We start from the raw sequence: 25,141 nt of genomic DNA on the forward strand, positions 1-25,141 counted from the left end.
AGCCGCGGGGCTCAGGCGTGCGGGTGCGGGTGGGTCCGCTCGAGCGCGGCGCCCTCGAGGTCGACGTCCGGCAGGAGCCGGTCGAGCCAGCGGGGGAGCCACCAGGCGGAGCGGCCGAGCAGGTGCATCAGCGCCGGCATCAGCAGCATCCGGATGACGAACGCGTCGAGCAGGACGCCGAAGGCCAGGCCGAAGCCCATCGAGCGGATGATGGTCGACTCCGAGAAGATGAAGCCGCCGAAGACCGCCACCATGATCAGCGCCGCCGCGATCACGACCGCCTTGCCGGCCTGGAAGCCCTGGGCGACGGCGAGCCGGGCGTTCGCCCCGTGCACGTAGGCCTCGCGCATCCCCGAGGCGAGGAAGAGCTGGTAGTCCATCGCCAGCCCGAACAGGATGCCGACCAGGATCACCGGCAGGAAGCTCAGGATCGGCCCGGTCGAGTGCAGCCCGATCAGGTCGGCGCCCCAGCCGAACTGGAAGACCGCGACGATCAGCCCGTAGGTCGCGAACAGCGACAGGATGAAGCCGCCGGTCGCGATCAGCGGCACGAGCAGCGAGCGGAACACCAGGATCATGATCAGCAGCGAGAGGCCGACGACGACCGCGAGGTAGGTCGGCAGGACGTCGTTCAGCCCCTCGGAGATGTCGATGTTGGTGGCCGCCTGGCCGGCGACGCCGAGAACGACGTCGTCGTCCACCGGCGGCAGGGCGCGGAGGTCTTGCACGAGGGCCTCGGTCGAGGCGCTGTTCGGGCCCTCGGTCGGCAGCACCTGGAAGGCGAGCAGCGTGCCGTCGTCGGAGGCGGCGACGGGCGCCACGGCGACGACGTCGTCCTGCTCGGCGATGGTGCGGGCGACGTCGACCCGGGTGGCGAGCAGCGCGTCGTCGGCGACCCCGCCGGGGACCGTCGCGGTCACGAGCAGCGGGCCGTTCGCACCGGCACCGAACTCGTCGCCGACGATCTCGAAGGTGCGGGCGCTCGTGGAGCCCTCGGGCTCGCTCGCTCCGTCCGGCAGACCGAGGCGCATCGAGAGCGCGGGGATCGCGATGACGAGCAGCACGGCGACGGTGCCGACGACGGTGAGGACCGCGCGCAGCGTGGACATCGGCGCGACCGTCTTCACCGCCGCGTGGTGCACGACGGCCGAGCGGGCCTTCCGGCGCAGGAGCCGGGTGCCGAGCAGGCCGAGGATCGCCGGGGCGAGCGTGACCGCGATCAGCACGGCGACCGCGACGCAGACCGCGCCGACCGTTCCCATCAGGCCGAGGAACGGGATGCCGGTGACGTTCAGGGCGAGCAGCGCGACGACGACCGTCGTGCCGGCGAAGACGACGGCCGTGCCGGAGGTGCCGTTGGCGAGGCCGATCGACTCGCGGACCTCGACGCCCGAGAGCAGCTGCTTGCGGTGCCGGTTGACGATGAAGAGGGAGTAGTCGATGCCGACCGCGAGGCCGAGCATCACGCCGAGCACCGGGGTGACCGAGGCCATGTCGATGACGCCCGAGAAGGAGAGCGAGGCGGTGACGCCGACGCCCACGCCGACCAGGGCGGTGACGATCGGGAGCGCGGCGGCGACGAGCGAGCCCAGCATCACGATCAGGACGACACCGGCGAAGACCAGGCCGACCGCCTCGCCGACGCCGAAGATCTGCGGGACGCCCTGGGCGAGATCGGTCGCGAACGTGACGTGGGCGCCGGCGACCGGTGCGGACTCGAAGTGGTCGATGACGCCCTGCTTGACCTCCTCCGGGAGCTCCAGGCGCGGCTCGGTGAAGGAGACGTTGACGATGGCGGTCGAGCCGTCCGCCGAGACGACGCCGATGCCGTCCGCGAGGGCGAGCAGCTCCTCGCCCTGGTCGAGCGGTGCCGCGCCGGCCTCGAGCTCCGTGCGGGAGGCGTCGAGCGCCGCCTGCTGCGCGGTCAGCTCGGCCTGCTGGGTGTCGAGCTGCGCCTGCTGGGCGTCGAGGGCGGCGAGCTGCTGCGCCGGCGCGCCGGCGGCGACCGCCTGCTCGCGAGTCGCGGTCAGCTGCTGCTGGCCCGCCGTGAGCTGGGCCTGGCCCGCGTCGAGCTGCGCCTGCCCGGCGTCGATCTGCTCCTGCCCGGCCTCGAGCTGCGCCCGGCCGTCGGCGAGCTGCTGTGCTCCGTCGAGCTGAGACTGGCGCGCGGCGAACGGATCGACGACGGCGGCGACGCCCTCGAGGTCCTCGGCGGAGGCGGCCAGCGCGGAGATCGCCGACTCCTGCTCCGCGGTCAGCGCGGAGCCGTCCGCCGTGCGGTAGACGACGGTGCCGGTGCCGCCGGCGGTGTCCGGCAGCTTCTCGGCCAGCTGGTCGGTCACGGCACCGGACGCGGTGCCCGGGATGTCGAAGCTGTTGGTGAGCGTGCCGCCGACCGCGAGGAAGGCGCCGACCGCGACGCCGAGGATCACGACCCAGGCGACGATCACCGCCCAGGCGCGGCGAGCGGCGAAGGTGCCCAGACGGAACAGCAGGGAGGCCAAGGGTGTGTCCGATCGAGAGAAGGTCAGGCGTGAGCGGGGGCGGCGGTCGCTAGATCATACGGTACGTCTCGTCTAGAGCCGCTGTACGCTCGTCGCATGACGGAGCACCGGAGCGGACCGGTTCGCAGCGCCGCGGCACGCGAGTCGGTCCTCGAGGCGACCGCTCGGCTGTTCCTGCAGCGGGGCTGGGACCACCTCACGATGGAGGGCATCGCGAAGGACGCCGGGGTCTCCAAGCAGACCGTCTACCGCTGGTGGCCCTCCCGCGGCGCGCTGATCGCCGACTGCATGATCGAGGGCCGGCTCGTCGCGATCGAGGTGCAGCTCCCGGACACCGGCGACCTCCGCCGCGACCTCGGGGTGTGGCTCGCGCCGATCCTGGAGCTCGCGGGCAGTGAGCCCGGCGCGTCGCTGGTGCGCTCGCTGATCGCCGCCGGTGCGGAGGACGCCGCGGTGGGGGAGCGGCTGGGCCGCGCGTTCGGCGTGGACCAGACGCTCTCGGACCGCTTCGCGAAGGCGGTCGAGGCGGGGCAGCTCCCGGCCGACGCCCCGGTCGACGAGCTCGGGCTCTCGATCCTCGGGGCGATCATCCTGCCCGTCGTCGGACGCCGGCCGCTCGTCGCGGCGTCCGTGCTCGGGCACGTCGACTTCCTGCTCCGGCCGCGCGGCTGAGGCGGCGGCCGGAGCAGGCTCACGTCAGGATCAGGCCCAGGCCCAGGAGGCGAGCACCGACTCGGCGACGGCCTCGCGCTGGTCGTCGTCCACGGTGGGGCTGAACGAGAAGGTGACGACGTAGGTCTGGCCCTCGTCGGTGACGTAGTACTGCTCGACGGCGTAGCTGGTGCCCGACGCGCTGAGGTTCGCGCTGAGGTGCGCGGACTCGGCTCCGGCGACGACGACGCGGTCGTTCGCCTCGACGTCGGTCGCCCCGGCGTTCTCGAGCTCGGTGACCCCGGCGTCCTCGACCTGCTCGGCGGAGACCTCGCCGGCGGGGCTGAGGACGACGTTCACGTTGTCGGCGAAGCCGTCGGTGTCGGTGAGGTCGGCGGCGAGGGTGTCCGCGCCCATGCTCGCGGGGTCGGCGTCGGGGGTGCCCCAGCCCTCGGGCACGGAGTAGGAGTAGCCGTCGCCGGTGATCGTGTCGCCGGTCGCGGCGGCCGTGTCGATGGTGTCGGCGTCGCTGCCGGAGTCGGTGCCGGCGGGGGAGGAGCAGCCGGCCAGGAGGACGAGGAGGGCAGCGGCGGCGGTGGTGGTGGCGCCGAGGCGCGCGGGAGCGCCGTGGCGCGTGATTCGTGACATCCCTGCACGCTAGCGACGCCGACCGGGCCGCCGCATCCCCCTCGCCGGGGACGACGGCGCCGCGACTACGCTGGTGGCCCTATGGCATCCGACAGCGAACCCTCCGTCACCCTCACCGATCCGCTCGAGGAGCGCCTGCGCGCCCAGGTCGCCCGCGAGGGCGAGCGCGCGGTCGCCCTGCGCTCGGCCGCGCTGCTCACCGGCGGCTACGAGGGCGAGGCCTTCCTGCTCACCGTCGGCGGCGAGCACGCGGCGGGCGTCCTGCAGGGTGCTCCCTCGCTGTACTGGCCGGAGCTGTGGGGCGCGCGCGCCCTGCTCTACGTCTGGGACGACACTGCGGCCGACGCGGTCCTCGCCGGGCTGGCCAACCCGGCCTGGCGGGTGCGCGAGATGTGCGCCCGGGTCTGCGCCGAGCGGGTCCTCGGCGGGCAGAAGAAGCTGGCGCGGCTCACCACCGATGAGCACGCGCGCGTCCGCGCGGCCGGTGCGCGGGCGCTCGTCGCCGCCGCGGTCGCCGGGATCGGCTCGGGGCGCGACGCGAAGGGCGAGTTCGCGGCGAGCGTCGAGCAGACGCTGACCTCGATGGTCCGCGACCCGGACAAGGACGTGCGGCGCGACGTGCGGGCCGCGCTGGACAAGCTCCGCGACGCCCGCCGCTGAGAAGCCCCTCGGGGGCGCCGCTCAGCCGCCGACGTGCGAGCCGAAGCCGGACTTGCCCGTGCCGCCGAAGCCGCCCGCGAGGGTGGCCTTCGAGCCGGGAGCCGCTCCGGCCGGCGCCTTCTGCACCACGTCGGGCTGGGTCGCCCCGCGCGCCGCGAAGCCGCCGGTGGTGACCGGCGCCCAGCTGGTGGCGCGGGTCGAGTTCCAGCGCGACGACGCGAAGATCAGCGGGCCGACCCAGAAGCCGCCGGCGTAGTGCCCGCGGTACTCGTCGGTCGCCTCGCAGAGCTGCTCGGGATCGTCGCCGACCTCCTCGCCCTGGGCCTGCAGCTGCGCGATCTGCTCCCGGACGTCCGCCAGGCAGTCCTCGCGGCTGGCATAGACCGGGCGCTCGGCGTTCTCCGGGATGACGTAGTCCTGGCCGTCGGCGCCGGTGGTGACCACGCCGTCGGTCGAGGGGTTCGCGGAGTTCAGCGCGACCGCGAGCCCGAGCACGCCGACGGCGACCACGCCGCCGATGACGAGCCCGCGGCGCTTGGAGGCGATGCCGCTGACGCCGACGTCGCCGGAGCGGCGGCGGGTGCGGGTGGTGCCCGGGTCGCCGGCGGGGGAGTCCTGCGGAGCGTCCTGGGGTCGGTTCTCGGGACGGTTCTCGGGACGGTCGTCGGGGGTGGTCATCGGGTCTCCTCGTCCTGCGGGCGGTTCTCCCGCGCGTCCTGGGGTCGCGTGTCCTGGGGTCGGCCGTGCTCGGGGCCGCCCTGCTCGGGTCGGCCGAAGACGGGCTCGTCGCGGGGGGTCCGGCCCTCCTCGATGAAGTGCGGCACGAACTCCGCGAGGTCCCCGGTGATCGGTCCGCCGGTCTCGCGCACGTCGATGCCGGCCGGCGTCTCGCCGACGATCCAGCTGCCGATCACGACCGTCCGGCCGTCGATCCGGGCGAGGTCGGCCCGGGCCTGGTGCACGAAGCCCTCCTCGCCGTAGGCGCCGCCGTTCTCCGCGACGACCGCGCCGTCCGCGTCGAGGATCGTCACGTTCGCGCCCTCCCGGCCGAGCCTGGGCTTGCGCACCTGCGCCGTGCCGACGAGCGGCTCGACGGAGGCCGGGAGCAGGTTCGGGTGGCCCGGGAACAGCTCCCAGAGCACCACGAGCAGCTGCTTGTTGCTGAGCAGCAGCTTCCAGGCCGGCTCCACCCAGCGGGTGCGCTCGCGCCGGTCGAGCAGGAGCCCGCCGAACTGCTCGCCGAGCATCCACTCCCAGGGGTAGAGCTTGAAGATTCGCCGGATCGGCTCGCCGTCGGCGTCGAGGAAGCCGGCGCCGTCGAGCTCGTAGCGGATGTCCTCCACGAAGATCAGCTTCGGGTCGAAGCCCGCCTGCGCCGCGGTCTCGGCCATGTAGGCGACGGTGTCCGCGTCCTCGACGATCAGCTCGCCGTCGCCGGAGTCGTGCAGCGAGGCGAGGTGCAGCCGCGCGCCCTCCTCCAGCTGCCAGCGGTCGACGCGGAGGTGCCGCCACTGCTCGACGAGCTGCTCGTGCAGGCCGTTGAACTGGTCGGCCTCGGGGCCGCGCGTCTCCTCCAGCCACTGCCACTGCGCGGCGGCCGTCTCGACCAGCGAGGTCGGGGTGTCGGCGTTGAACTCGAGGAGCTTCACCGTGCCCTCGCCGTCGTAGGCGAGGTCGAACCGCCCGTAGACCGTGGGGTCGTCCTCGTCCCAGGAGGTGCGGACCAGCTCGTGGAAGCGCTCCGGGATGCCGAACTCCGCGAGGCGGCCGGTGCGGACGACGTGCTCGCAGGCGTCCATGCAGCGGTCGAAGAGCTCCTGGGTCGCCGTCTCGAGCAGCTCGATCTCGGCGAGCGAGAAGCCGTAGGCCGCCGACTCGTTCCAGTAGGGCCGGCCGCCCTCCGAGGGGAGGTCGTAGAAGCTGAAGCCGACCTCGTCGCAGCGGGCTCGCCAGTCGGGACGCGGGGTCAGGCTGTGTCTTCGCATGGGGTGGTCAGTCTACGACCGACCTCCGACACGCCCTCGGGGCCGGTCGCACCGGGCCGGGCGCCGCGGCGGGTCAGAGGTAGTCGACGCCGTAGAGGTCGTCGTAGTCCGGCGCCGCGTCGCCGTGCGGGGCTGTCGGGAGCGGGGCCTCGTCGTGCAGCTCGAGCACGACCGAGCTGGCTGCGGTCAGCAGCACCTCGACCCGCCCGCCGAGCACCGTCGTGAGGGACAGGAAGGCCGGGGCGGTGCGCATCGCCTCGAGCACGTCCTGCTTCGTCCGCTCCATCGTCGCGTCCGCGGCGAGGAGGTACGTCCGCTCGGACACCGTCACCTGCAGCATGGTTCCCCCGTCTCGTGGGGCCTCTCGGCCCGAATCCTCAGCGTACGGAGCGGAGCGGATCGGGATGACCGCGTTGACCGGCCGACGGCCGTCGGCTAGGGCGCGCTCCCGCGGCCGGTGCCAGCGGGGGGCCGGGGCGGTGATCCTCATGCGCTGTCCCGCCACTCCGGCCACGGCGTGACGACCGTCATCGGACCCGCGGCACCCGCACCGCCCGCGCCGCCGGGGGACAGCAGCTCCGCCAGCCGGAGCGCCGCCGCCCGGGCGATCAGCGCGCGGTCGATGGTGAGCGAGGTCAGGCTCGGGAGCATCGCCGCGCCCAGGCTCAGGCCGTCGATCCCCGCGATGCGGACGTCGCGCGGCACCTCGAGCCCGAGGCGGCTCGCCCGCTGCAGGGCGCCGAGCGCCATCATGTCGTTGAACGCGATGACGGCGTCGACCTCGGGGTGCGCGGCCAGCAGCTCGCCGAAGGCGTCGGCTCCGCCCGCGATGGTCTCGCCGCCGGTCGCGACGAGCGCGGCCTCGCCGGGCGCGAGGCACTCCTCGAACCGCAGCCGGCGCGCGCTCGGGGCGTACTCGTCCGGCTCGGCGTGGTCGAGCATCCCGATGGTGCGCGCCCCGCGCTCGCGCAGCCCGTCGACCAGCGCGCGCATCCCGGGTGCGAAGTCCACGGCGATGGCGTGCACGCCGGGCAGCTCGTCGTCGCGCTCGATCAGCAGGACCGGCACCCCGCGCGCCGCCCGGCGGATCGACTCCAGGCTCTCCCGGGCGAGATAGCCGACGATGACGTCGACCTGGGTGGCCAGGTCCGCCACGATCTGCTCCTCGGACTCGTTCGTCTCGGCGACGACGACGACCTGCCAGCCGCGTGCGGCGAACTCCTCCAGCAGGTCGGCGGCGAGGTCGGTGTAGTACGGGTTCCGCAGCGAGGTGATCACGAGGCCGACCGCGATGCTCTTCTGCCGGGCCATGTTGGCGGCGAACCGGCTGGGGACGTAGCCGAGGGCCTCGCTCACCGCGAGCACCCGCTCGCGGGTCGCGGCGCTGATCTCGGACATGCCGTTCATCGCGCGCGTCACGGTCTGCCGCGAGACGCCGGCCTCCCGGGCGACGTCGCGGATGGTGGCGCGGCGACCCGGCTGGTCTCTCGGCGGACGAGGGGGCATCGGCGGTTCGCCGGAGCGGTCCACGGCGGCCCTCTCTTTCTCAGTCTCGTCTGGCAACACGCATGTGGCGACAGCGCCTCGCGTCTTCGGCGACAGCTGCCTTGACAGGTCGACGGCCGCCAGCTTAGCGTGTGGGCACTCGCGGTCCGTGACCGTTCACGTGAACGGTCACGGTCACCGCGCTCCGCTGCCCCGCTCACCCTTCGATGGAGAAGAACACCATGCCCCTCGTCTCGAACACCCTGCTCCGGCGATCGCTCGCCGGAGCGACCGCGCTCTCGCTGACGGCGGGCCTGACGGCCTGCACGGACAGCGGTCCGGCCGCCGACGACGGCGCCGTCGACGTCCTCGTCGCGCAGAGCACGGCGCAGGTGCCGGTCGGCGAGACCCCCTGGGCGGCGGCGCTCGCGGCCGAGACCGGCTGCACGGTGAACTGGAACACGATCGACGACACCGCGTGGACCCAGCAGAAGAACCCCTCGCTCGCCGCGGGGGACGTGCCGGACATCGCGCTCCGCGCGGTCGGCGCGAACGACGCGGTGCAGTACCCGGGCCTCTTCGAGGACATCGCGCCGCACCTGGACGACCTGCCGAACGTGCGGCGGTTCTTCGAGGAGAAGCCCGAGGCGCGCCGGCTGGTCGAGAACGAGAAGGGCGAGATCCACTCGCTCTCCTCGTCCCGCGGCAGCGGCTACCGCGGCTCCGGCCAGCACATGATGATCAACCGGGCCTGGCTCGACACCCTCGGCCTCGAGGTCCCGCGGACCTGGGACGAGCTGACGACGGTGCTGCAGGCGTTCAAGACGCAGGACCCGAACGGCAACGGGCAGGCGGACGAGGTCCCGTTCAACGTCCGCCGCCTCGAGACGGCCGGCTTCGGCTGGTACAGCCCGTTCCTGCTGCTGAACTCCACCGGCATCGCGACCTCGTTCAACAAGGGTCCGTCGGCGCAGGGGATCCACGTCTCCGACGGACGGGTCGCCAACTTCCTCGTCTCGGACGAGTACCGCCGGGTGGTCGCGTACCTGCACGAGCTGCTCGCGGCCGGCCTGATCCCGGCCGACGCGCTCACCAAGGACGATTCGGCGTACTACGCCGCTCAGGCGGGGGACGGGGAGACCGCGCAGATCGGCCTGATCTTCGGCTGGTCGCTCGCCGACTTCGGTGATCTCCGCGACCAGTACGTGGCGATGCCCGCTCCCGCCGCCTCCGCGAGCATGTCCGCCGAGGACGTGGTCTGGGACGGCTCGGACAACGAGTTCGAGGGCGGGAAGCTCGCCGTCTCGGCGGCCGCCGCGGGCGACGAGTGCGTGTGGAAGGTGGTCGACGCCCTCTACAGCGAGAAGTACTCGATCCAGCAGTTCACCGGATCGATCCCCGAGTTCGTCACCGACGACGGCGACGGCACGTACTCGGTCACCGAGGCGTACCGGGCCGCCGTCGCGGACGGTCGCGACCCCGCGCTCGCCGACCGCCTGGCCGGCTGGATCCCCGACTCCGTCACCCTGAACGGCGACTGGAACCGGGACGATCTCCGCGAGGTGGACGACGTCTACACCGAGCAGTACTCGCACTACGACCACGTGCGCGACCTGATGCCCGACTACGTCCGGCTGTCCGCCGAGGACGCGATCACCGCCGCCAACAACGACACCGCCGTGCTCAACTACGCGCTGCAGAAGACGTCGCAGTGGATCGCGGAGGGCGGAGTCGACGAGGAGTGGGACGAGTACGTCGCCCAGCTCGAGTCGGTCGGCCTCGTGCAGAACGTCGAGCTCTGGCAGAAGGCCTACGACCTCGCGACCGCGGCGTCATGACGCGGACGGCTCTCGACGCGTCCGCGGCCGGAGCACCCGTCGCCCCGGCCGCGGGGGCGACACTCCCGGTCCCGGTCCCGCCCCGGCCGCTGCGCGCGCTCCGCAGTGTGCGGAACCAGTGGCAGCTCTGGCTGATGGTGCTGCCGGCGCTGGTCTTCACCGCCGTCTTCGCCTACGTGCCGCTCTACGGGCTCCAGCTCGCCTTCCGGACCTACGTCCCCGCGCGCGGGCTGAGCGGGGGCGAGTGGGTCGGCCTCGACTACTTCGTGCAGTTCTTCGAGTCGCCGCTGTTCTCGACGATCGTGCTGAACACCGTGCAGATCAGCCTCTGGACGCTCGCGATGGGATTCGTCGCGCCGATCGTGCTGGCGCTGCTGATCAACCAGATCAGCGCCGGCCGCCTCAAGAGCTTCGTGCAGACGATCACCTACATGCCGCACTTCATCTCGGTCGTGGTGATCGTCGCGATGATCAACATCTTCCTGCGGCCCGAGAACGGGCTCCTCGGCCGGTTCCTGCCGGGTCAGAACCTCCTCGCCGAGCCGGACGCCTTCTCGGCGATCTACTGGGTGAGCGAGGTCTGGCAGCACTGCGGCTGGAACGCGATCATCTACCTCGCCGCGCTCTCGACCGTCGACACCTCGCTCTACGAGGCCGCGAAGATCGACGGCGCCGGGCGGCTCCGGCTCATCCGCTACGTCGACATCCCGACGATCCTGCCGACCGCAGCCATCCTGCTCATCCTCAACATGGGGTCGGTGCTGAGCGTCGGCTTCGAGAAGGTCTACCTGATGCAGAACTCGCTCAATCTGTCCTCCGCGGAGGTCATCGCGACCTACACCTACAAGATCGGCATCCTCAGCAACCAGTTCTCGTACTCCACCGCCATCGGCCTCTTCAACACGGTGATCAACTTCACCCTGCTGATCGTGGCCAACCAGCTCGCCAAGCGCGCCACGGGTTCCAGTGTCTTCTGAGCGCGGAGGGTCTTCCGAGCGCGGAGGGTCGTCGGAGCGCGGAGGGCCGAGCCGCCGCTGGGACCCCTGGACCCCGAGGGAGAGGACGTCCATGACGCCTGCACCGGACACCCGCGGCATCGCCGTCGCCGACGCCCGGACCGGCGGCGGCGCACCCCTTCTGCCGCGCCGACGGCGCCGGACGGTGCCGAAGCGGCCGCTCGACCGGGTGATCGACGCCGTCGCCGGCCTCCTGATCGCGATCGTCGTGCTCGCCGTGCTCTACCCGCTCTGGTTCATCGTGGTGGCGTCGTTCTCCGATCCGGGCGCGGTCTCCTCGGGGCGGCTCACGCTGATCCCGGAGGGGTTCCGGCTCTCGGGCTACGAGCGGCTGCTGCAGGACGAGCGGATCTGGAACGGCTACCGGAACTCCGTCGTCTACGCCGTCCTCGGGACGGCGCTGAACCTGCTCGTCACGATCCCGGCGGCGTTCGCGCTCTCCCGGCCCGAGTTCCGGCCGCGGCGGGTGCTGCTGCTGGTGTTCGCGGTGACGCTGTTCTTCTCCGGCGGACTGATCCCGAACTACCTGCTCTACCGCGATCTCGGGCTGCTGAACTCGATGTGGGTGTTCGTGCTCCCGGGCGCCCTCAGCGTGTTCAATCTGATCATCGCCCGGTCGTTCTTCGAGACCTCGATCCCCGAGGAGCTGCACGACGCGGCCCGCATCGACGGGGTGACCTACCTCGGCTTCTTCCTGCGGATCGTGCTCCCGCTCTCCGCCGCGATCATCGCCGTGATCGGGCTGTACTACTTCGTCGGGCACTGGAACGACTACTTCACGGGCCTGGTCTTCGTCCGCGACGCCTCGCTCCTGCCGCTGCAGAACGTGCTCCAGAGCATCCTGCTCGCGAACCAGTCGGTCGCGGGGCAGGGCGGCAGCGGCGGTCAGTCCGCGCAGCAGCTGCAGGAGACCGCGGACCAGATCAAGTACGGCGTGATCATCGTCTCGACGCTGCCGCTGCTCGTGCTCTACCCGTTCCTGCAGCGCTACTTCGACAAGGGCGTGCTGGTCGGGGCGGTGAAGGGCTGATGGCGTCGCTCGCCGAGCGCTACGAGGCGGCCTGCCGGGTCGTGCTGCTCGTGCTGGTCGTCTCGGCGGCGATGCTGCTCTTCACGCTGCGCGGCGCGGTGGTCACCGGATTCTTCCCCTCGGTGGCCGCCGCGCACGCGGTGCACCGCGCCCGGCTGCTCGACCCGGACGGTCCGTGGTCGCTTCGGCAGACCGTCTCGCTGTTCGCGCGGTGCTGGCGCGACGAGTTCCCGCGGGCGAACGTGCCGGGGTACGTCCTTCTCGGCGTCGGCGCGGTCCTCTGGGTCGACCACCGGATCCTCGGCGGCGTCGAGGTCGACGGACTCGGCGTGGCGGTGACCGGTGTCCTCCTCGTGGTCTCGACCCTCTTCGCGCTGTTCGCCGTGGAGTTCTGGGTGGTCCGCGCGCACTTCGCGGAGCGCACGCGCTGGCAGCTGCGCACCACGGCGCAGCTGCTGCTCGCGCGGCCGCTCTGCACCCTGATGCTGGGCGCGGTGCTGCTCCTGCTGCTGGCGCTCGCGACGAGTCTCCCCGGGCTCGGGCTCGCGGCCGCCGGGGCCGTCCTCCCGTTCGCCGCGACCGCCGTCGTCGCCGCCTTCGGCCGGCTGCCCGGCCTCAGCCGATCGGCGGCTCGGTGCTGAGGGAACGGACGCGGCGTCGCCCCATGATGCTGGTCGAGCAGCCCCGCGGGGGGGACATCATGCTGGTCGAGCAGCCCCGCAGGGGCGAGATCATGCTGGTCGAGTAGCCCCGCAGGGGCGTATCGAGACCCGCCGTCGGCAGCAGGGCGGTCTGCAGACTCGTCTTCTGACGCTGGTGGGTCTCGATACGCCGCTCCGCGGCTACTCGACCAGCATGAATCGAGACACGACTGCGCGGCTACTCGACCAGCAGGTGTCGGCGCCCCGCATGCTGATCGAGTAGCCCTCGGAGAGGGCGTATCGAGATCCACCGTCGTCCGGTGCGTGGGTCTCGATACGCCGCTGCGCGGTTACTCGACCAGCATGTGTCGAGACGCGACTGCGCGGCTCTCGACCAGCATGCGGCGGCGGTCAGAAGCGGGGCGGGAGGGCGGCGAGCAGCGTGTCGGGCTGCACGGGGAGGTCGCGGACGCGGACGCCGGTGGCGTGGAAGACGGCGTTGGCGACGGCCGCGGCGGTGCCCACGTTGCCGATCTCGCCGATGCCCTTGCCGCCCATCGGGGCGAGGTGCGGGTCCTCCTCGTCCAGCCACTCCGCGCGCAGGTCGACGACGTCGGCGTTCGCCGCCACGTGGTAGGTCGCGAAGTCGTGGTTGGCGTAGTCGCCGAGTACCGGGTCGAGGGCGCCGTGCTCGTGCAGCGCCATCGAGAGACCCATGGTCATGCCGCCGAGGAACTGCGAGCGGGCGGTGCGCGGATTGAGGATCCGGCCCGCGGCGAAGACGCCGAGCATCCGCGGCACCTGGATCTCGCCCGAATCGAGGTCCACCCGCGCCTCGACGAAGTGGGCGCCGTAGGCGTAGCGGGCGAAGTCGCCCATCCCGGCGACGTCCTCCGTGGTGTCGACGACGACGTCGAGGCCCTCCGGGGGCAGCGGCTGCCCGTCGGCCAGCAGGGCGAGCAGGCGGTGGCAGGCCTTCGTGACGGCCCAGCCCCACGATCCGGTGCCCGAGGAGCCGCCGGCGACCGGGCCCTGCGGCAGCGCGCTGTCGGCGATGACGATCTCGATCCGGTCGACCGGCACGTCCAGCGCGTCGGCGGCGACCTGGGTGAGCACCGTGCGGGCGCCCTGGCCGATGTCGGTCGCGTTGACCGCGATCACGAAGCGGCCGCCGGGCAGCGCGGTGGCCCGTGCTCCGCTCGGCGAGGTGAGCACGGGGTAGGTGGCGCCCGCGACCCCGGTGCCGACCAGCCAGCGGCCGCGACGGTCCCTGCCGGCCCGCGGATCGCGGTCCTCCCAGCCGAACAGCTCCGCTCCGCGGCGGAAGCACTCGAGGTAGTGCCGGCTGGAGAACGGCGAGCCCGAATCGGGATCGACGTCCGGCTCGTTGCGCACCCGCAGCTCGATCGGGTCGATCCCGGCGGCGACCGCGAGCTCGTCCATCGCCGACTCGAGCGCGTACATGCCGGGGCACTCGCCTGGCGCGCGCATCCAGCGCGGCGTCGGCACGTCGAGCGCCGCGACCCGGTGGGTGACCAGTCGGTTCGGCGCCGCGTAGAGGTGGCGGGTGGCCTCGCCGGTCTGCTCGGCGAACTCCTGGATCGTGGAGGTGTGCGAGAACGCCTCGTGCGCGATCGCGGTGAGCCGCCCCTCCGCGTCGGCCGCGAGCCGGACGTGCGAGATCGTCGGCGTGCGGTAGCCGGCCAGCGCGAACATCATCTGCCGGGTGTAGGCGATCTTGATCGGCCGGCCGGTGAGGATGGCCGCCATCGTCGCGAGGACGACGTTCGGCCGCGGCGAGCCCTTCGAGCCGAAGCCGCCGCCGACGTGCTCGCTGCGCACCCGGATGACGGAGGGATCGAGCGAGAAGAGCGTCGCCAGGGTCGACTGGACCGAGCTCGTTCCCTGCGAGGAGTCGAGGACGTCGAGGCGGCCGTCGGACCAGGTGATGACCGAGGCGTGCGGCTCCATCGGCGAGTTGAACAGCGCCGGCGTGGAGTAGCGCGCGTCGATCGAGACGGCCGCCGCCGCGATCGCCGCGTCCACGTCGCCGTCGGAGCTGTCGGTCGGGAAGCCGGCGTTGACCTGCTCCGGCGCGTAGAGCTTCGGCTGGTCCTCGGTGAGCACGACGTCGGTCCCGGAGTCGACGTACTCGACGTGCAGCGCGGCGGCGGCCTCGCGGGCGGTCTCGAGCGTGTCGGCGAGGACGAGCGCGATCACCTGGCCGCGGTAGGCGACCGCGTGCGACTGCAGCACCTGCAGCTCGCCGTCGTCCGCGTCCTCGAGGGGCAGCGCAGAGTCGGGGGTGATCACCGAGTGCACGCCGGGCAGCGCGAGCACGGCGTCGACGTCGATGCGCCGCACCATGCCCGTCGCGACGGCCGACTGCACCGGCCAGGCGTGCAGCAGACCCTCCGGCGAGTGCTCGAAGGCGTAGCGGGCCGCGCCGGTGACCTTGTCGCGGCCCTCCAGCCGGGCCAGCGGTGTGCCGAGCGCGGTCATGCCGCCACCTCCTCGTCGAGTCCGGCGAGCTCGGCGAGGACGCCGACGATCAGCCGCGTGAGCAGCGGGATCTTGAAGGCGTTCTGCTCGGTCGGCGTCGCGGCGGCGAGCTCCGCCTCCGCCGCACGCGTGAACGCCTCGACGGTCGCGGGGCCGCCGCGGAGCAGGTCCTCCGCGATGCGAGCGCGCCAGGGCGCGTGCGCGACCGCGCCGAGGGCGAGGCGGACGTCGGTCACGGTCCCGTCGGTCACGTCCAGCGCCGCGGCGACCGAGCCGAGCGCGAAGGCGTAGGACCGGCGGTCGCGGGCCTTGCGGTAGGTGGAGGTCGCGGCGAACGGCAGCGGCGGCAGCTCGACGGCGGTGATCAGCGCTCCGGCCGGCACGTTCGTGTCGCGCTCGGGGTGCTCGCCGGGGAGCCGGAAGAAGTCGGTGATCGGCAGGCTCGCCGGCCCGTCGACGGTCTCGAAGCGGACGGCGGCGTCGAGGGCGGTGAGTGCGACGGCCATGTCGCCGGGGTGGGTCGCGATGCAGACGTGCCCGGGGTCGGCGTCGGTGGCGATGCCGAGGATCGCGAGCTCGCGGGAGACGCCCCTCAGCGCGGAGCAGCCGGTGCCCGGCTCGCGCTTGTTGCACGGCTTCGAGACGTCGGTGAAGGAGGTGCAGCGGGTGCGCTGCAGCAGGTTCCCGCCGGTAGAGGCCTGGTTCCGCAGCTGGCCGGAGGCGCCGGCGAGCAGGGCGCGGCTGAGGGCCGGGTAGCGGCGCCGGACGAGCGGGTGCGCGGCGAGGTCGCTGTTCGCGACTCCCGCGCCGATCAGGAGTCCGCCCGCGGCCGTCTCCTCGATGCCGCCGAAGTCGACGCGGCTGACGTCGACCAGCACGGCGGGGCGCTCGACGCCGAGCTTCATCAGGTCGACGAGGTTGGTGCCGCCGGCGAGCGGCTTCGCCTCGGGTGACGCGGCGAGCAGGCGCACGGCGTCGGCGACGTCCGCGGCCCGCTGGTACTCGAAGGTCCTCATCGCGCGGTCTCCGTCTCGCTCGGGTGCTCCGCTGCGTCGTGGACGGCGGGCACGATGTTGGCGTAGGCGCCGCAGCGGCAGAGGTTGCCGCTCATCCGCTCGCGCACCTCCTCGTCGTCGAGCACCACGGCGTCGTCGGTGCTCAGCTCGGCGGTGACGTGGCTGGGCATGCCCGCGCGCGCCTCGGCGAGCATCCCGACCACCGAGCAGATCTGCCCCGGCGTGCAGTAGCCGCACTGGTAGGCGTCGCGCTCGAGGAACGCCCGCTGCACCGGATGCAGGTCGTCGCCGTCGGCCAGGCCCTCGATCGTGGTGACCTCGCGGCCGTCGACCGACACCGCCAGCACGAGGCAGCTGTTGGTCCGGCGTCCGTCGAGCAGCACGGTGCAGGCGCCGCACTGGCCGTGGTCGCAGCCCTTCTTCGAGCCGACGAGGTCGAGCCGCTCCCGGAGCAGATCGAGGAGGGTGGTGCGGTTGTCGACGTCGACCGCTCTCGACTCGCCGTTCACGGTGACGTCGATCGCGGTCGACGGCACGGAGCTGGTCTCGCTGCGCTGCGCCATGGCTGAAAGCTACCCGCGGGAGAGGCCGCACGAGGGGGCCCTTCTCGGGCGGGCTGCGGAGGGCTACCCTCCGCCCGCCGAGGTGCGCGCCGGGTAGAGCGCGACCGCCTCCGGATCGATCACGAAGTCGACCTCGTCGTCGATCCCCGCGCCGAGGGCGGCGAGCTGTGCGGGGGAGAGGTCGGCCGCGATGCCCGCGGCGCGCACCCGCACGAGGTCGCCGCGGCGCTCGAGGTCGCGGATGCGGGCGCGGATCCGGCCGGCGGCGGGCGATCCCGGCAGGGTCGGCGCGACCGTCACGGAGGCGGGCCGGAACGCGGCCGCGGCCCGCACGCCCGCGGCGACGGAGCCCGCCGCGCGCAGCTCCACGCCGTCGTCGGTCCGCAGCCCGGTACCGGTCGCCGTGCCCGTCAGCAGATTGAGCGCGGCCAGCTCGGCGGTGAACGGGCTCTGCGGCCGCTCCAGCACCTCGTGGGTGGGGCCGTCCTCGATCACCCGACCGCCGTGCAGCACCACGACGCGGTCGGCCAGCGTGTAGGCGTCGAGCACGTCGTGGGTGATCAGGATCGTGGTCCGCCCGGGCAGGACGCGGCGCAGCATCCGCCGCAGCAGCGGGGCGACCGCGACGTCGAGCGCCGCCATCGGCTCGTCGAGCAGGAGCAGCTCCGGACTCGGGGCGAGCGCCCGGGCCAGCGCCACCCGCTGCGCCTGCCCGCCCGAGAGCTGCGCCGGTCGGCGGTCGGCGAGGTCGACGGCGTCGACGGCGTCGAGCCAGGTGCGCGCCGTCTCGGCCGCGGCGGAGCGGCCGGCGCCGGTGCTGCGCGGGCCGAAGGCGACGTTGTCGAGCACGCTGAGGTGCGGGAAGAGCAGCGGGTCCTGGGCGAGCAGCGCGACGCTGCGGCGGTGCGGCGGCAGGTGCAGGCGGCGGGCGGAGTCGAACAGGGTCGCTCCGGCCAGGGTCGCGCGCCCCTCGTCTGCGCGGAGCAGGCCGGCGAGCAGCCCGACGAGCGTGGACTTGCCGGCGCCGTTCGGGCCGAGGACGGCCGTGGTCGTCCCGGTCTCGACCCGCAGCGCGACGTCGACGCCGCGGGCGTGCAGCCGCGCGTCGATCTCGAGCGTCACGGGCGCACCTCCGTCCGGGCGGCGCGCGGCCGGCGATGCGCGAGCCCGATCACGAGGACCGCGACGACGACCAGCACCAGCGAGAGGGCGACCGCGGCGTCCGGGTCGGTCTCGCGCTGCAGGTAGATCTCGAGGGGAAGGGTCCGCGTCACGCCCTGCAGGCTCCCGGCGAAGGTCAGCGTCGCGCCGAACTCGCCGAGCGCGCGGGCGAAGGAGAGGATCGCGCCGGAGAGCAGCCCGGGCAGGATCAGGGGGAGGGTGACCCGGCGCAGCACGGTCGAGGGCCGGGCGCCGAGGGTCGCGGCGACGCTCTCGTAGCGGTCGCCGGCCGAGCGGAGCGCCCCCTCGAGGCTGAGCACCAGGAACGGCAGCGCGGCGAAGGTCTGCGCGAGGATCACCGCGGTGGTGGAGAACGCGATCCGGATCCCGAGCGCCTCGAGGGCGCCGCCGAGCAGGCCGAGCCGCCCGAAGGTGTAGAGCAGGGCGATGCCGCCGACCACCGGGGGCAGCACGAGCGGGAGCAGCACGAGGGCGCGCACCAGGCCCTGGCCGGGGAAGGAGGTGCGCGCGAGCGTGAGCGCCATCGGCACGCCGATCACGACGCAGAGTGCGGTGGCGGCGGCGGCGGTGCGCAGACTCAGCAGGAGCGCGGCGATCGAGGAGTCCGAGGTGATCAGCGGGACGAACCCGGCCCAGTCGACGCGGGTGAGGATGCCGACCAGCGGCAGCAGCACGAAGGAGCCGCCCACGACCGCGACGGCGACGACCCAGCGGGGGACTCCGGCGGAGAGCGTCACCGGCCGGCGGGTCGCGGGCGAGCGGGTCACGGGTGCGCGGTTCACGCCTTCCCGCTCGGGGTCTCCACCACGACCATCGTCGCCTTGACGATCGCGATCGCGGGCGAGCCCGGCTCGAGGCCGAGCTCGCGGACGGCCTCGGCGGACATCAGCGAGACGACGCGGTGCGGGCCGCACTGCAGCTCGACCTGGGCCATCACGCTGTCCGAGACGACCTCGGTGACGATGCCGACGAAGCGGTTGCGCGCCGAGCGGCCCACCTCGCTCGGGTCGACGGGGAGGATCGCGTTCTGCCGGGCGAGCCGGGCGAGGTCGAGCCCCTCGACGACGCTGCGGCCGGCGGCGTCCTTGCTGCTCGCGAGGGTGCCGTTCTCGATCCAGCGGCGGACGGTGTCGTCGCTGACGCCGAGGTAGTCGGCGGCGTTCCTGATCCGGATCTGCGGCATGGTCAGCGTGCTCCTGTCTCGGGGGCCCCGAATCCGGCAGCGGCGAGGACACGGCGGCCCTCGTCACCGGCGACGTAGGCGGTGAAGGCGGCGGCGAGGTCCGGGTTCGCGGAGGCGGCGACCGGGGCGATCGGGTAGGTGTTCACGGCCTGCGACGATTCGGGGAACTCGATCCCCGTCACCGCGTCGCCGGCGGCGGCGACGTCGGTGACGTAGACCAGGCCGGCGTCGGCCTCGCCCGAGGTGACCTTGCCGAGGACGTCGGTGACCGACGACTCCTCGCTGACCGGCCGGAGGTCGACGCCCGTCGCGGTCTCCACGGTGACCGTCGCCGCGCCGCACGGGACCTGGGCAGCGCAGACGACCGTCTTCACGCCCTCGCGGGCGAGGTCGGCGAACGAGGCGATTCCTGCGGGGTTCGCCGGCGGGACGGCGATCTCGAGGGTGTTGGTCGCGAAGTCGACGGGGTCGCCCTCGATGAGGTCGGCGTCGGTGAGCTTCGCCATGTTCTTCTCGTCGGCCGAGGCGAACACGTCGGCGGGGGCGCCGTTGGTGATCTGGGTCACCAGGTCAGACGAGCCGGCGAAGGTGAGCTCGACGGTGGTGCCCGGGTGCTCGGCCTCGAAGGCGGTCGCGATCTCGGTGAAGGTGCCCTTCAGCGACGCGGCGGCGTAGACGGTGATCGAGCCGGAGAGCGCGCCCGGGGAGCCGGTCGCGGCGGGCGTCGCGGAGGCGGAGCAGCTCGCCAGCGCGAGGACCGCGGCCGCGGCGGCGAGGGCCGCGGCGGCGATGCGGGGGAGTGGCATGGGAGGGACCTTCCGGCGTGCGGGGGCGGGGAGGTTCTCCGCATTCGCGTCTTCGAGATCACTCTACTGCCGCAAATCGGGAACTGCATGCTGATCGAGTAGCCCGCACAGCGGGCGTATCGAGATCCACCCGCCCGGCAGTGCCGGGTCTCGATACGCCGCTGACAGCGGCTGCTCGACCAGCATGAACCGCTCGACCGGCAGAGTCGGGTCTCGATACGCCCCTGCGGGGCTACTCGACCGGCATGATGGCGGCGGCCACGCCCTTCCGACTCCTGGGAGGGAGCGTCCTCTTCGTGTCGGCCGTTCCATGCTGATCGAGTAGCCCGCGCAGCGGGCGTATCGAGATCCACCGGCGTCAGCAGGACGAGTCTGCAGACCTGACGTGCTGGTGACGGCGGTCTCGATACGCCCCTGCGGGGCTACTCGACCAGCATGAGGCGCGATATGCCGCCCACGGCGGCTACTCGACCAGCATGAGCTGTCACCGGGTGGCGGCGAGCACGTCCGCGTAGCGCTCGCTCGGGTCGAGGGCGAGGCCGGGCTTGACCGCGCGGGCGACATCGTCCGCGAGGACCTCGGCGGCGCCGCGCTCGAGGCCGTCGAGGGCGGCCGTCACGATCGCCTCGGGGCTCGACTTCGGAGCGTCCGACCACGAGGCCATGTCGGTGTCGACGAGGCCCATGTGCAGGCCGAGCACCTGGGTGCCCTGCGGGGCGAGGGCCAGGCGCAGGCCGTCGGTGACGCTCCAGGCCGCGGCCTTGGACATCGAGTACGACTCCGAGCCCGGGAACGAGACGAAGGCCGACACGGAGAGCACGTTCAGCACGGCGCCGCCGCCCGCGCGGCCGAGGCTCCCGGCGAAGGCGCGCGCGAGCATCAGCGGCGCGAAGGCGTTGGTCTCGACCGTGCGGCGGATCTCGTCGAGGTCGCCGGTGACGAAGTCGACGGTGGGGGCGATGCCGGCGTTGTTGACGACGATCGACACGTCGCCGAGGGTCGCCGCGAGCTCGGCGATGCGGTCCTGATCGGTCACGTCGAGCGCGATCGGTACGACGCCCGGCGCGGCGGCGATCGTCGAGGCGTCGCGCGCCGCGGCGTAGACGGTGCGGGCGCCGCGGGCCGTCAGCTGCCGGACGAACTCGGCGCCGATGCCGCGGTTGGCGCCGGTCACGAGTACGACGGAGTCCTGGATCTGCATGGGAGTGCCTTTCTGTAATGGTCGATAAAGAACTGGTGCGACGCACGCTAGCACGTTCCGTAGCGACTGTTATAGAATCGGAGCATGGCAGGACGACCGAGGGGCTTCGACCGCGACGAGGCGCTCGACACGGCGATGCGCCGCTTCTGGAGCGACGGCTACGACGAGACGACGGTCGCCGTGCTCACCCGCGAGATCGGCATCTCGGCGCCGAGCCTCTACGCGGCCTTCGGCGACAAGGACGAGCTCTTCCGTGCCGCGGCGAGCTGCTACGCGGACACCGCCGACGCCGCCCTCGCCCGGCTCCTCGACGCGCCGACGGCCTGGGACGCGCTGGCCGCCGTCGTCCGCTCGAGCGCCGCGGGCTACTCCGACCCGGGCACGCCCTCCGGCTGCTTCGTGCTGAGCGAGCCGCGCCTGGCCGAGCGCCGACGTTCGATGGAGGACGTCATCGCCGCGCGGATCGAGCGGGGGATCGCCGAGGGGGATGTGCCGGTGGGCACCGATGCCGCCCGCACGGCCGCTTTCGTCGTCGCGGTGCTGACGGGGATGTCGACGCAGGCCCGCGACGGCGGCAGCGCGGAGCGCGTCGCCGAGATCGGCGAGCTCGCCCTCGCGGCGCTGCCCCGCACGTGACCGCCGCGCCCGTGACCGCCCCGCCAGGGACTGCACGGCAGCACCTCGCCGCCGCCGCCGATCTCGCCCGCCGGCACCTGGAGCACCCGGAGCGCGCCGCCGCGCTGAACCTGCGGCTGCACCGGGTCACGGCGCCGACCTCGCTGGTCTACACGCGCTTCCCGCCGACGCTGAGCCTCGTCCTTTCCGGCCGCAAGCGCTCGATCGTCGGCGACTCGGACGAGCAGTGGGGCGCCGGCCGCTTCCTGATCACGCCGGTCGACCTGCCGGTCATCGCGGCCGTCGTCGAGACCGGCGAGCAGGGCGACTTCGTCTCGGCCAACTGGCACCTCGATCCGGTGCTCGTCGCCGAGGTCGCCGGGCTGGTCGCGCACCGGCCTACCGCGGCGATCCCGGAGCGGATCGGCACGATCACCCCGGAGCTCGCCGACGCGCTGCACCGCCTGTTCCGGCTCCTCGACGCGCCGGAGGAGATCCCGGTGCTCGGGCCGGCGGTGTCGCGCGAGCTGGTGCTCCGGCTGCTGCAGAGCGACCAGGCGCCGCGCCTGCTGTCGGCGTCGTCCGCCGTCCGCTCGGCCGCGGTGACCCGGGCGGTCGACGCGATGACCGGCGCTCTCGCGCGCGGCTGGACGCTCGACGCGCTGGCCGCTGAGGCGAGCACGAGTGTGCCGACGCTCACCCGGCGGTTCCGCGAGCTGACCGGGATGTCGCCGCTCGGCTACCTGCGCTGGCTGCGGCTGGGCGAGGCGCGGCGCCTCCTGCTGGTGCGCGGCGAGACGGCCGCGGGCGCAGCGGCGGCCGTCGGCTACGCCAGCGCGTCGCACTTCGGCCGCGACTACCGCCGCGCCTACGAGACGACCCCAGCCGCCGACGCCGCGCTGCACCCAGGCCGGCTGGTGCAGGTCGACTGACCTGCTCCCCGGCGCCGACTCCGGTCAGCGCCGCGCGCCGACGATGCCGCCGTCGACCAGCAGGGTCGTGCCGTGCACGTAGGACGCCTCGTCGGTCGCGAGCCAGCGCACGGCCTGGGCGATCTCGTCCGGGCGGCCGGGGCGGCCGGCAGGGGTCGGGGCGGTCATCGCGTCGAGGATCGCCGAGGCGTGCTCGTTGCCGGGGGTGAGCGTCGCGCCGGGGGCGACCGCGACGACGCGCACGCCGTCCGCGCCGTACTCGGCCGCCCAGGCGCGGGTCAGGTGGTCGAGCGCCGCCTTGGTCGCCGGGTAGAGGGCGGTGCCGAGGGTGCCGACGCGCGCCATCCACGAGGTGATGTTGATGATCACGCCGGAGCCGCGCTCGGCCATCGTCGGCGCGATCGCTCCGACGAGCTGGTGCGGGACCCGGATGTTGGTGACGAGCAGCGCGTCGACGTCGGCGTCGCTCAGCTCGGCGGTCGGGCCGACGGGGAAGACGCCGGCGTTGTTGACGAGCACGTCGATCCGGCCGCCGAGCAGGCGCAGCGCCTCGGCGGCGACGGCGCGGGTGGCGTCGGGAGCGCCGCCGAGGTCGGCGACGAGCACGGAGGCGGTGCCGCCGGCCGCGGCGATCGTCTGCGCGACCGCCTCGGTGCGCGCGCGGTCGCGGCCGTGCACGAGGACGTGCGCGCCGGAGGAGGCGAGCCGGTGGGCGATGGCCTCGCCGAGCCCGCTGGAGGAGCCGGTGACGAGGGCGGTGCGGCCGGCGAGCCGGTCGTCGGCGGGGAGATCGGTGGGGAGGAAGGCTGTGATGTCGGTCATGGATCCAGCCTCGCGGCGGGGGTCGACGGTGGGTGTCCTGATCGGATTGAGGGCTGTCGCGATCCGATCACGACGCTGCCCCTGCCCCGGACGCGTGCTGATCGAGCAGCTCCTGCCTGCTGATCGAGTAGCCCGCGGAGCGGGCGTATCGAGCGGAGGGGGCGCCTTTGGCGCCAGCGCAGGACGGGGAAGAGACCGACGTCTTTGGGGTGGGTGGGTCTCGATACGCCCCTGCGGGGCTACTCGCCCGGCCTTTTTGCGGTCGTCCCTTCCCAGTAGATCCACCGTGCCGACCTGGGCGGGTCTCGATACGCCCCTTCTGGGCTGCTCGACCAGCATGTGCGGGTCCGGAGCGCACGCCTGTGTCGCGCGCGCTGCCTGCTGATCGAGTAGCCAGCGCAGCGGGCGTATCGAGATCCACCGTCGTCAGAACGGCGCGGGGACGTCGACGAAGCGGGGCTTCGGCGGCGGCTCGGGCGGTCGGCCGGGGAGCGGCGGCGGGCGGTTGCTGATCCGCCGGCCGGTCGGGCTCGTCCAGACGATCATTCCGTCGTCGTGTCTGACGTACGTCCACTGGTCGCCGTGCCGGATGTGGTGGTGCGAGGTGCAGAGCGAGACGAGGTTCTCGAGCGAGGTCTCGCCGCCGTTGCGCCACTCGAGGGTGTGGTCCGCCTCGCTGGTGGCGGCGGGCCGGGTGCAGCCGGCGAAGCGGCAGGTCTGGTCCCGCAGCTGGAGGTGCAGGCGCATCTGCGGCGGCGGGACCCGGTGGGTGCGGCCGACGGAGACGACCGCGCCGGTCTCCGGATCGGTGAGGACGCGGGTGAACGAGGCGCCCGTGGCGATCAGTTCGCGGGCGATCTGGGCGGGCACGGGGCCGTAGCCGTCGAGGTCCGCGGGAGCGTCGTCGAGACCCACGGCGGTGGAGGCGGCGAGGGTCAGCCGGACCTCGGCCCGCACTCCTGGGACGAAGGTCGGGTCGGGCCGGTGCTCGGGGTCCGGGGTCGTTCCCGCGATGTCGCCGTCGCAGAGGAGATCGATGGCCGCGTCGGCGCCGAGCTGCTGGAGGGTTCGGGGGTCGCCGTCGTCGCGGAGGGTGCGGGCGATGCGGCGCAGCCGGTCGTACGCGCCCGTCACCGCCGGCGCGGGAGCGTGGACGCAGAGGGTCGCCATGCCGTCGATGTCCGGGGTGACCCAGACGGCGCGGTCCTCTTTCGCGCGGGCGTGCCGCTCGGCGAGGGGCTGCTCGTGCAGCTCCTCCCGCCAGCGGGTCAGGGCTCGGCGCAGCTGCGTGGTCGTCATCGTGAGCGCGGCGTCGGCGGCGCGCTCGTCGAGTGCCGCGCGGGAGGCTTCCGGGAGGCTGCTCGCGGTTCTGCAGATCGCCTCGCCGACCTCCCAGAGAATCCGTGCGTCCCGCAGCAGGGCGCGCGTGAGGGGGAGGTGCTCCATCAGCATCTGCGCGGTCTCGAGGCGGCGGCAGACGTCCCGCTCGGACACGCCGAGCGTCACCGCGAGCTCGGCGCGGATGGAGCGCTCGACGAGGTCACGGGTCTCGCTCCGGGTCGCACCGCGGGCGAAGGATTCCGGAACGGTGAGCGCGACGCGGTAGCCGCGGTGGATGCGTTCCGCGGCTCTCAGGCGCGTCGGGGATGCGGCGCGCTCGGCGGCCGCGGCGTCGGTGAAGCAGTCGCTCACCTCCGCGAGTGCTGCCGCGTTCTCATCTTCTGACATACGCGTATTGAAGCAGGGACCACCGACACCGAAGTCGGAACCATGGGCTGATCGGGGATAACGCGGTCGGATCGACGAGTGTGGAGGAGACTCGCTCCCGGATGCTTCGGTGATGGTGGGTCTCGATACGCCG

The 25,141-nt window shown here is 73.2% G+C and carries 24 protein-coding genes; 8 read left to right on the top strand and 16 right to left on the bottom strand.

From position 1 onward, the window contains the following. Positions 1–11: 11 nt before the first annotated feature. Complete coding sequence (locus EDF17_RS07570) at positions 12–2,504, bottom strand: MMPL family transporter (protein WP_123445908.1); 2,493 nt, start codon at positions 2,502–2,504, stop codon at positions 12–14. Positions 2,505–2,600: 96 nt separating this feature from the next. Between EDF17_RS07570 and EDF17_RS07575 the strand changes: the two genes are divergently transcribed. After that, positions 2,601–3,176 carry a TetR/AcrR family transcriptional regulator gene (locus EDF17_RS07575; RefSeq protein ID WP_123445909.1) on the top strand — a complete coding sequence of 192 codons (576 nt, stop codon included), beginning with the start codon at positions 2,601–2,603 and terminating at the stop codon, positions 3,174–3,176. 30 nt (positions 3,177–3,206) lie between these two features. Here EDF17_RS07575 and EDF17_RS07580 read toward each other — a convergent pair whose 3' ends face one another. Then, positions 3,207–3,803 (bottom strand): hypothetical protein, encoded by a 597-nt coding sequence (locus tag EDF17_RS07580; protein WP_123445910.1) that lies wholly within the window; start codon positions 3,801–3,803, stop codon positions 3,207–3,209. Positions 3,804–3,884: 81 nt separating this feature from the next. On the opposite strand from EDF17_RS07580, the gene EDF17_RS07585 reads away from it, so the two are divergent. After that, positions 3,885–4,463 (top strand): HEAT repeat domain-containing protein, encoded by a 579-nt coding sequence (locus EDF17_RS07585; RefSeq protein ID WP_166649621.1) that lies wholly within the window; start codon positions 3,885–3,887, stop codon positions 4,461–4,463. A 21-nt stretch (positions 4,464–4,484) separates the two neighbouring features. Here the strand turns inward: EDF17_RS07585 and EDF17_RS07590 are convergent, their stop codons facing one another. The 4 genes from EDF17_RS07590 to EDF17_RS07605 all read right to left on the bottom strand — a co-directional run bounded on the left by EDF17_RS07590 (position 4,485) and on the right by EDF17_RS07605 (position 7,954). Next, on the bottom strand, positions 4,485–5,141 hold the full coding sequence (locus tag EDF17_RS07590; protein WP_123445911.1) for a hypothetical protein: 657 nt from the start codon (positions 5,139–5,141) through the stop codon (positions 4,485–4,487). Continuing rightward, complete coding sequence (locus EDF17_RS07595; RefSeq protein ID WP_123445912.1) at positions 5,138–6,448, bottom strand: glutathionylspermidine synthase family protein; 1,311 nt, start codon at positions 6,446–6,448, stop codon at positions 5,138–5,140. The genes EDF17_RS07590 and EDF17_RS07595 overlap by 4 nt, the downstream gene beginning before the upstream one ends. A 73-nt stretch (positions 6,449–6,521) precedes the next feature. Continuing rightward, on the bottom strand, positions 6,522–6,779 hold the full coding sequence (locus tag EDF17_RS07600; RefSeq protein ID WP_127886538.1) for a hypothetical protein: 258 nt from the start codon (positions 6,777–6,779) through the stop codon (positions 6,522–6,524). Between the two features lie 155 nt (positions 6,780–6,934). Then, on the bottom strand, positions 6,935–7,954 hold the full coding sequence (locus EDF17_RS07605) for a LacI family DNA-binding transcriptional regulator (RefSeq protein ID WP_133671945.1): 1,020 nt from the start codon (positions 7,952–7,954) through the stop codon (positions 6,935–6,937). A 221-nt stretch (positions 7,955–8,175) separates the two neighbouring features. Between EDF17_RS07605 and EDF17_RS07610 the strand changes: the two genes are divergently transcribed. From EDF17_RS07610 to EDF17_RS07625, 4 genes are all read left to right on the top strand, one after another. Then, a complete protein-coding gene (locus EDF17_RS07610) occupies positions 8,176–9,771 on the top strand; it encodes an extracellular solute-binding protein (protein WP_123445915.1) in 1,596 nt (531 codons plus the stop codon). Then, a complete protein-coding gene (locus tag EDF17_RS07615) occupies positions 9,768–10,748 on the top strand; it encodes an ABC transporter permease subunit (protein WP_123445916.1) in 981 nt (326 codons plus the stop codon). Before EDF17_RS07610 ends, EDF17_RS07615 begins: the two co-directional genes overlap by 4 nt. Positions 10,749–10,839: 91 nt before the next feature. Next, entirely contained in the window at positions 10,840–11,817 is a 978-nt protein-coding gene (locus tag EDF17_RS07620) for a carbohydrate ABC transporter permease (protein WP_123445917.1), read from the top strand. Then, positions 11,817–12,458, top strand: a complete 642-nt coding sequence (locus EDF17_RS07625; RefSeq protein ID WP_123445918.1) for a DUF624 domain-containing protein — start codon at positions 11,817–11,819, stop codon at positions 12,456–12,458. Before EDF17_RS07620 ends, EDF17_RS07625 begins: the two co-directional genes overlap by 1 nt. Before the next feature lie 411 nt (positions 12,459–12,869). Here EDF17_RS07625 and EDF17_RS07630 read toward each other — a convergent pair whose 3' ends face one another. From EDF17_RS07630 to EDF17_RS07665, 8 genes are all read right to left on the bottom strand, one after another. Then, a complete protein-coding gene (locus EDF17_RS07630; RefSeq protein WP_123445919.1) occupies positions 12,870–14,960 on the bottom strand; it encodes a xanthine dehydrogenase family protein molybdopterin-binding subunit in 2,091 nt (696 codons plus the stop codon). Next, on the bottom strand, positions 14,957–15,976 hold the full coding sequence (locus tag EDF17_RS07635) for a xanthine dehydrogenase family protein subunit M (RefSeq protein WP_123445920.1): 1,020 nt from the start codon (positions 15,974–15,976) through the stop codon (positions 14,957–14,959). The genes EDF17_RS07630 and EDF17_RS07635 overlap by 4 nt, the downstream gene beginning before the upstream one ends. Continuing rightward, positions 15,973–16,539 carry a 2Fe-2S iron-sulfur cluster-binding protein gene (locus tag EDF17_RS07640; protein WP_123445921.1) on the bottom strand — a complete coding sequence of 189 codons (567 nt, stop codon included), beginning with the start codon at positions 16,537–16,539 and terminating at the stop codon, positions 15,973–15,975. Before EDF17_RS07640 ends, EDF17_RS07635 begins: the two co-directional genes overlap by 4 nt. A gap of 63 nt (positions 16,540–16,602) precedes the next feature. After that, a complete protein-coding gene (locus tag EDF17_RS07645; protein ID WP_123445922.1) occupies positions 16,603–17,661 on the bottom strand; it encodes an ABC transporter ATP-binding protein in 1,059 nt (352 codons plus the stop codon). Continuing rightward, entirely contained in the window at positions 17,658–18,503 is an 846-nt protein-coding gene (locus EDF17_RS07650) for an ABC transporter permease (protein WP_243732817.1), read from the bottom strand. Before EDF17_RS07650 ends, EDF17_RS07645 begins: the two co-directional genes overlap by 4 nt. Beyond that, positions 18,500–18,904, bottom strand: coding sequence for a TOBE domain-containing protein (locus EDF17_RS07655; protein ID WP_123445923.1), 405 nt, complete (start codon positions 18,902–18,904; stop codon positions 18,500–18,502). Before EDF17_RS07655 ends, EDF17_RS07650 begins: the two co-directional genes overlap by 4 nt. 2 nt (positions 18,905–18,906) lie before the next feature. After that, positions 18,907–19,710 carry a molybdate ABC transporter substrate-binding protein gene (modA, locus tag EDF17_RS07660; RefSeq protein WP_123445924.1) on the bottom strand — a complete coding sequence of 268 codons (804 nt, stop codon included), beginning with the start codon at positions 19,708–19,710 and terminating at the stop codon, positions 18,907–18,909. Between the two features lie 484 nt (positions 19,711–20,194). Continuing rightward, a complete protein-coding gene (locus EDF17_RS07665) occupies positions 20,195–20,911 on the bottom strand; it encodes an SDR family oxidoreductase (protein WP_123445925.1) in 717 nt (238 codons plus the stop codon). 84 nt (positions 20,912–20,995) lie between these two features. On the opposite strand from EDF17_RS07665, the gene EDF17_RS07670 reads away from it, so the two are divergent. Both EDF17_RS07670 and EDF17_RS07675 read left to right on the top strand, forming a co-directional pair. Next, positions 20,996–21,547, top strand: a complete 552-nt coding sequence (locus EDF17_RS07670; protein ID WP_123445926.1) for a TetR/AcrR family transcriptional regulator — start codon at positions 20,996–20,998, stop codon at positions 21,545–21,547. An 11-nt stretch (positions 21,548–21,558) separates the two neighbouring features. Continuing rightward, a complete protein-coding gene (locus tag EDF17_RS07675; RefSeq protein ID WP_123446029.1) occupies positions 21,559–22,458 on the top strand; it encodes an AraC family transcriptional regulator in 900 nt (299 codons plus the stop codon). Between the two features lie 24 nt (positions 22,459–22,482). Here the strand turns inward: EDF17_RS07675 and EDF17_RS07680 are convergent, their stop codons facing one another. Further along, positions 22,483–23,280 carry an SDR family oxidoreductase gene (locus EDF17_RS07680; RefSeq protein ID WP_185019962.1) on the bottom strand — a complete coding sequence of 266 codons (798 nt, stop codon included), beginning with the start codon at positions 23,278–23,280 and terminating at the stop codon, positions 22,483–22,485. A 426-nt stretch (positions 23,281–23,706) separates the two neighbouring features. Next, entirely contained in the window at positions 23,707–25,008 is a 1,302-nt protein-coding gene (locus tag EDF17_RS07685; RefSeq protein WP_166649622.1) for an HNH endonuclease signature motif containing protein, read from the bottom strand. Positions 25,009–25,141: the final 133 nt, after the last annotated feature.

It is taken from the genome of Rathayibacter sp. PhB1 (assembly GCF_004362935.1).
GTDB lineage: Bacteria > Actinomycetota > Actinomycetes > Actinomycetales > Microbacteriaceae > Rathayibacter > Rathayibacter festucae.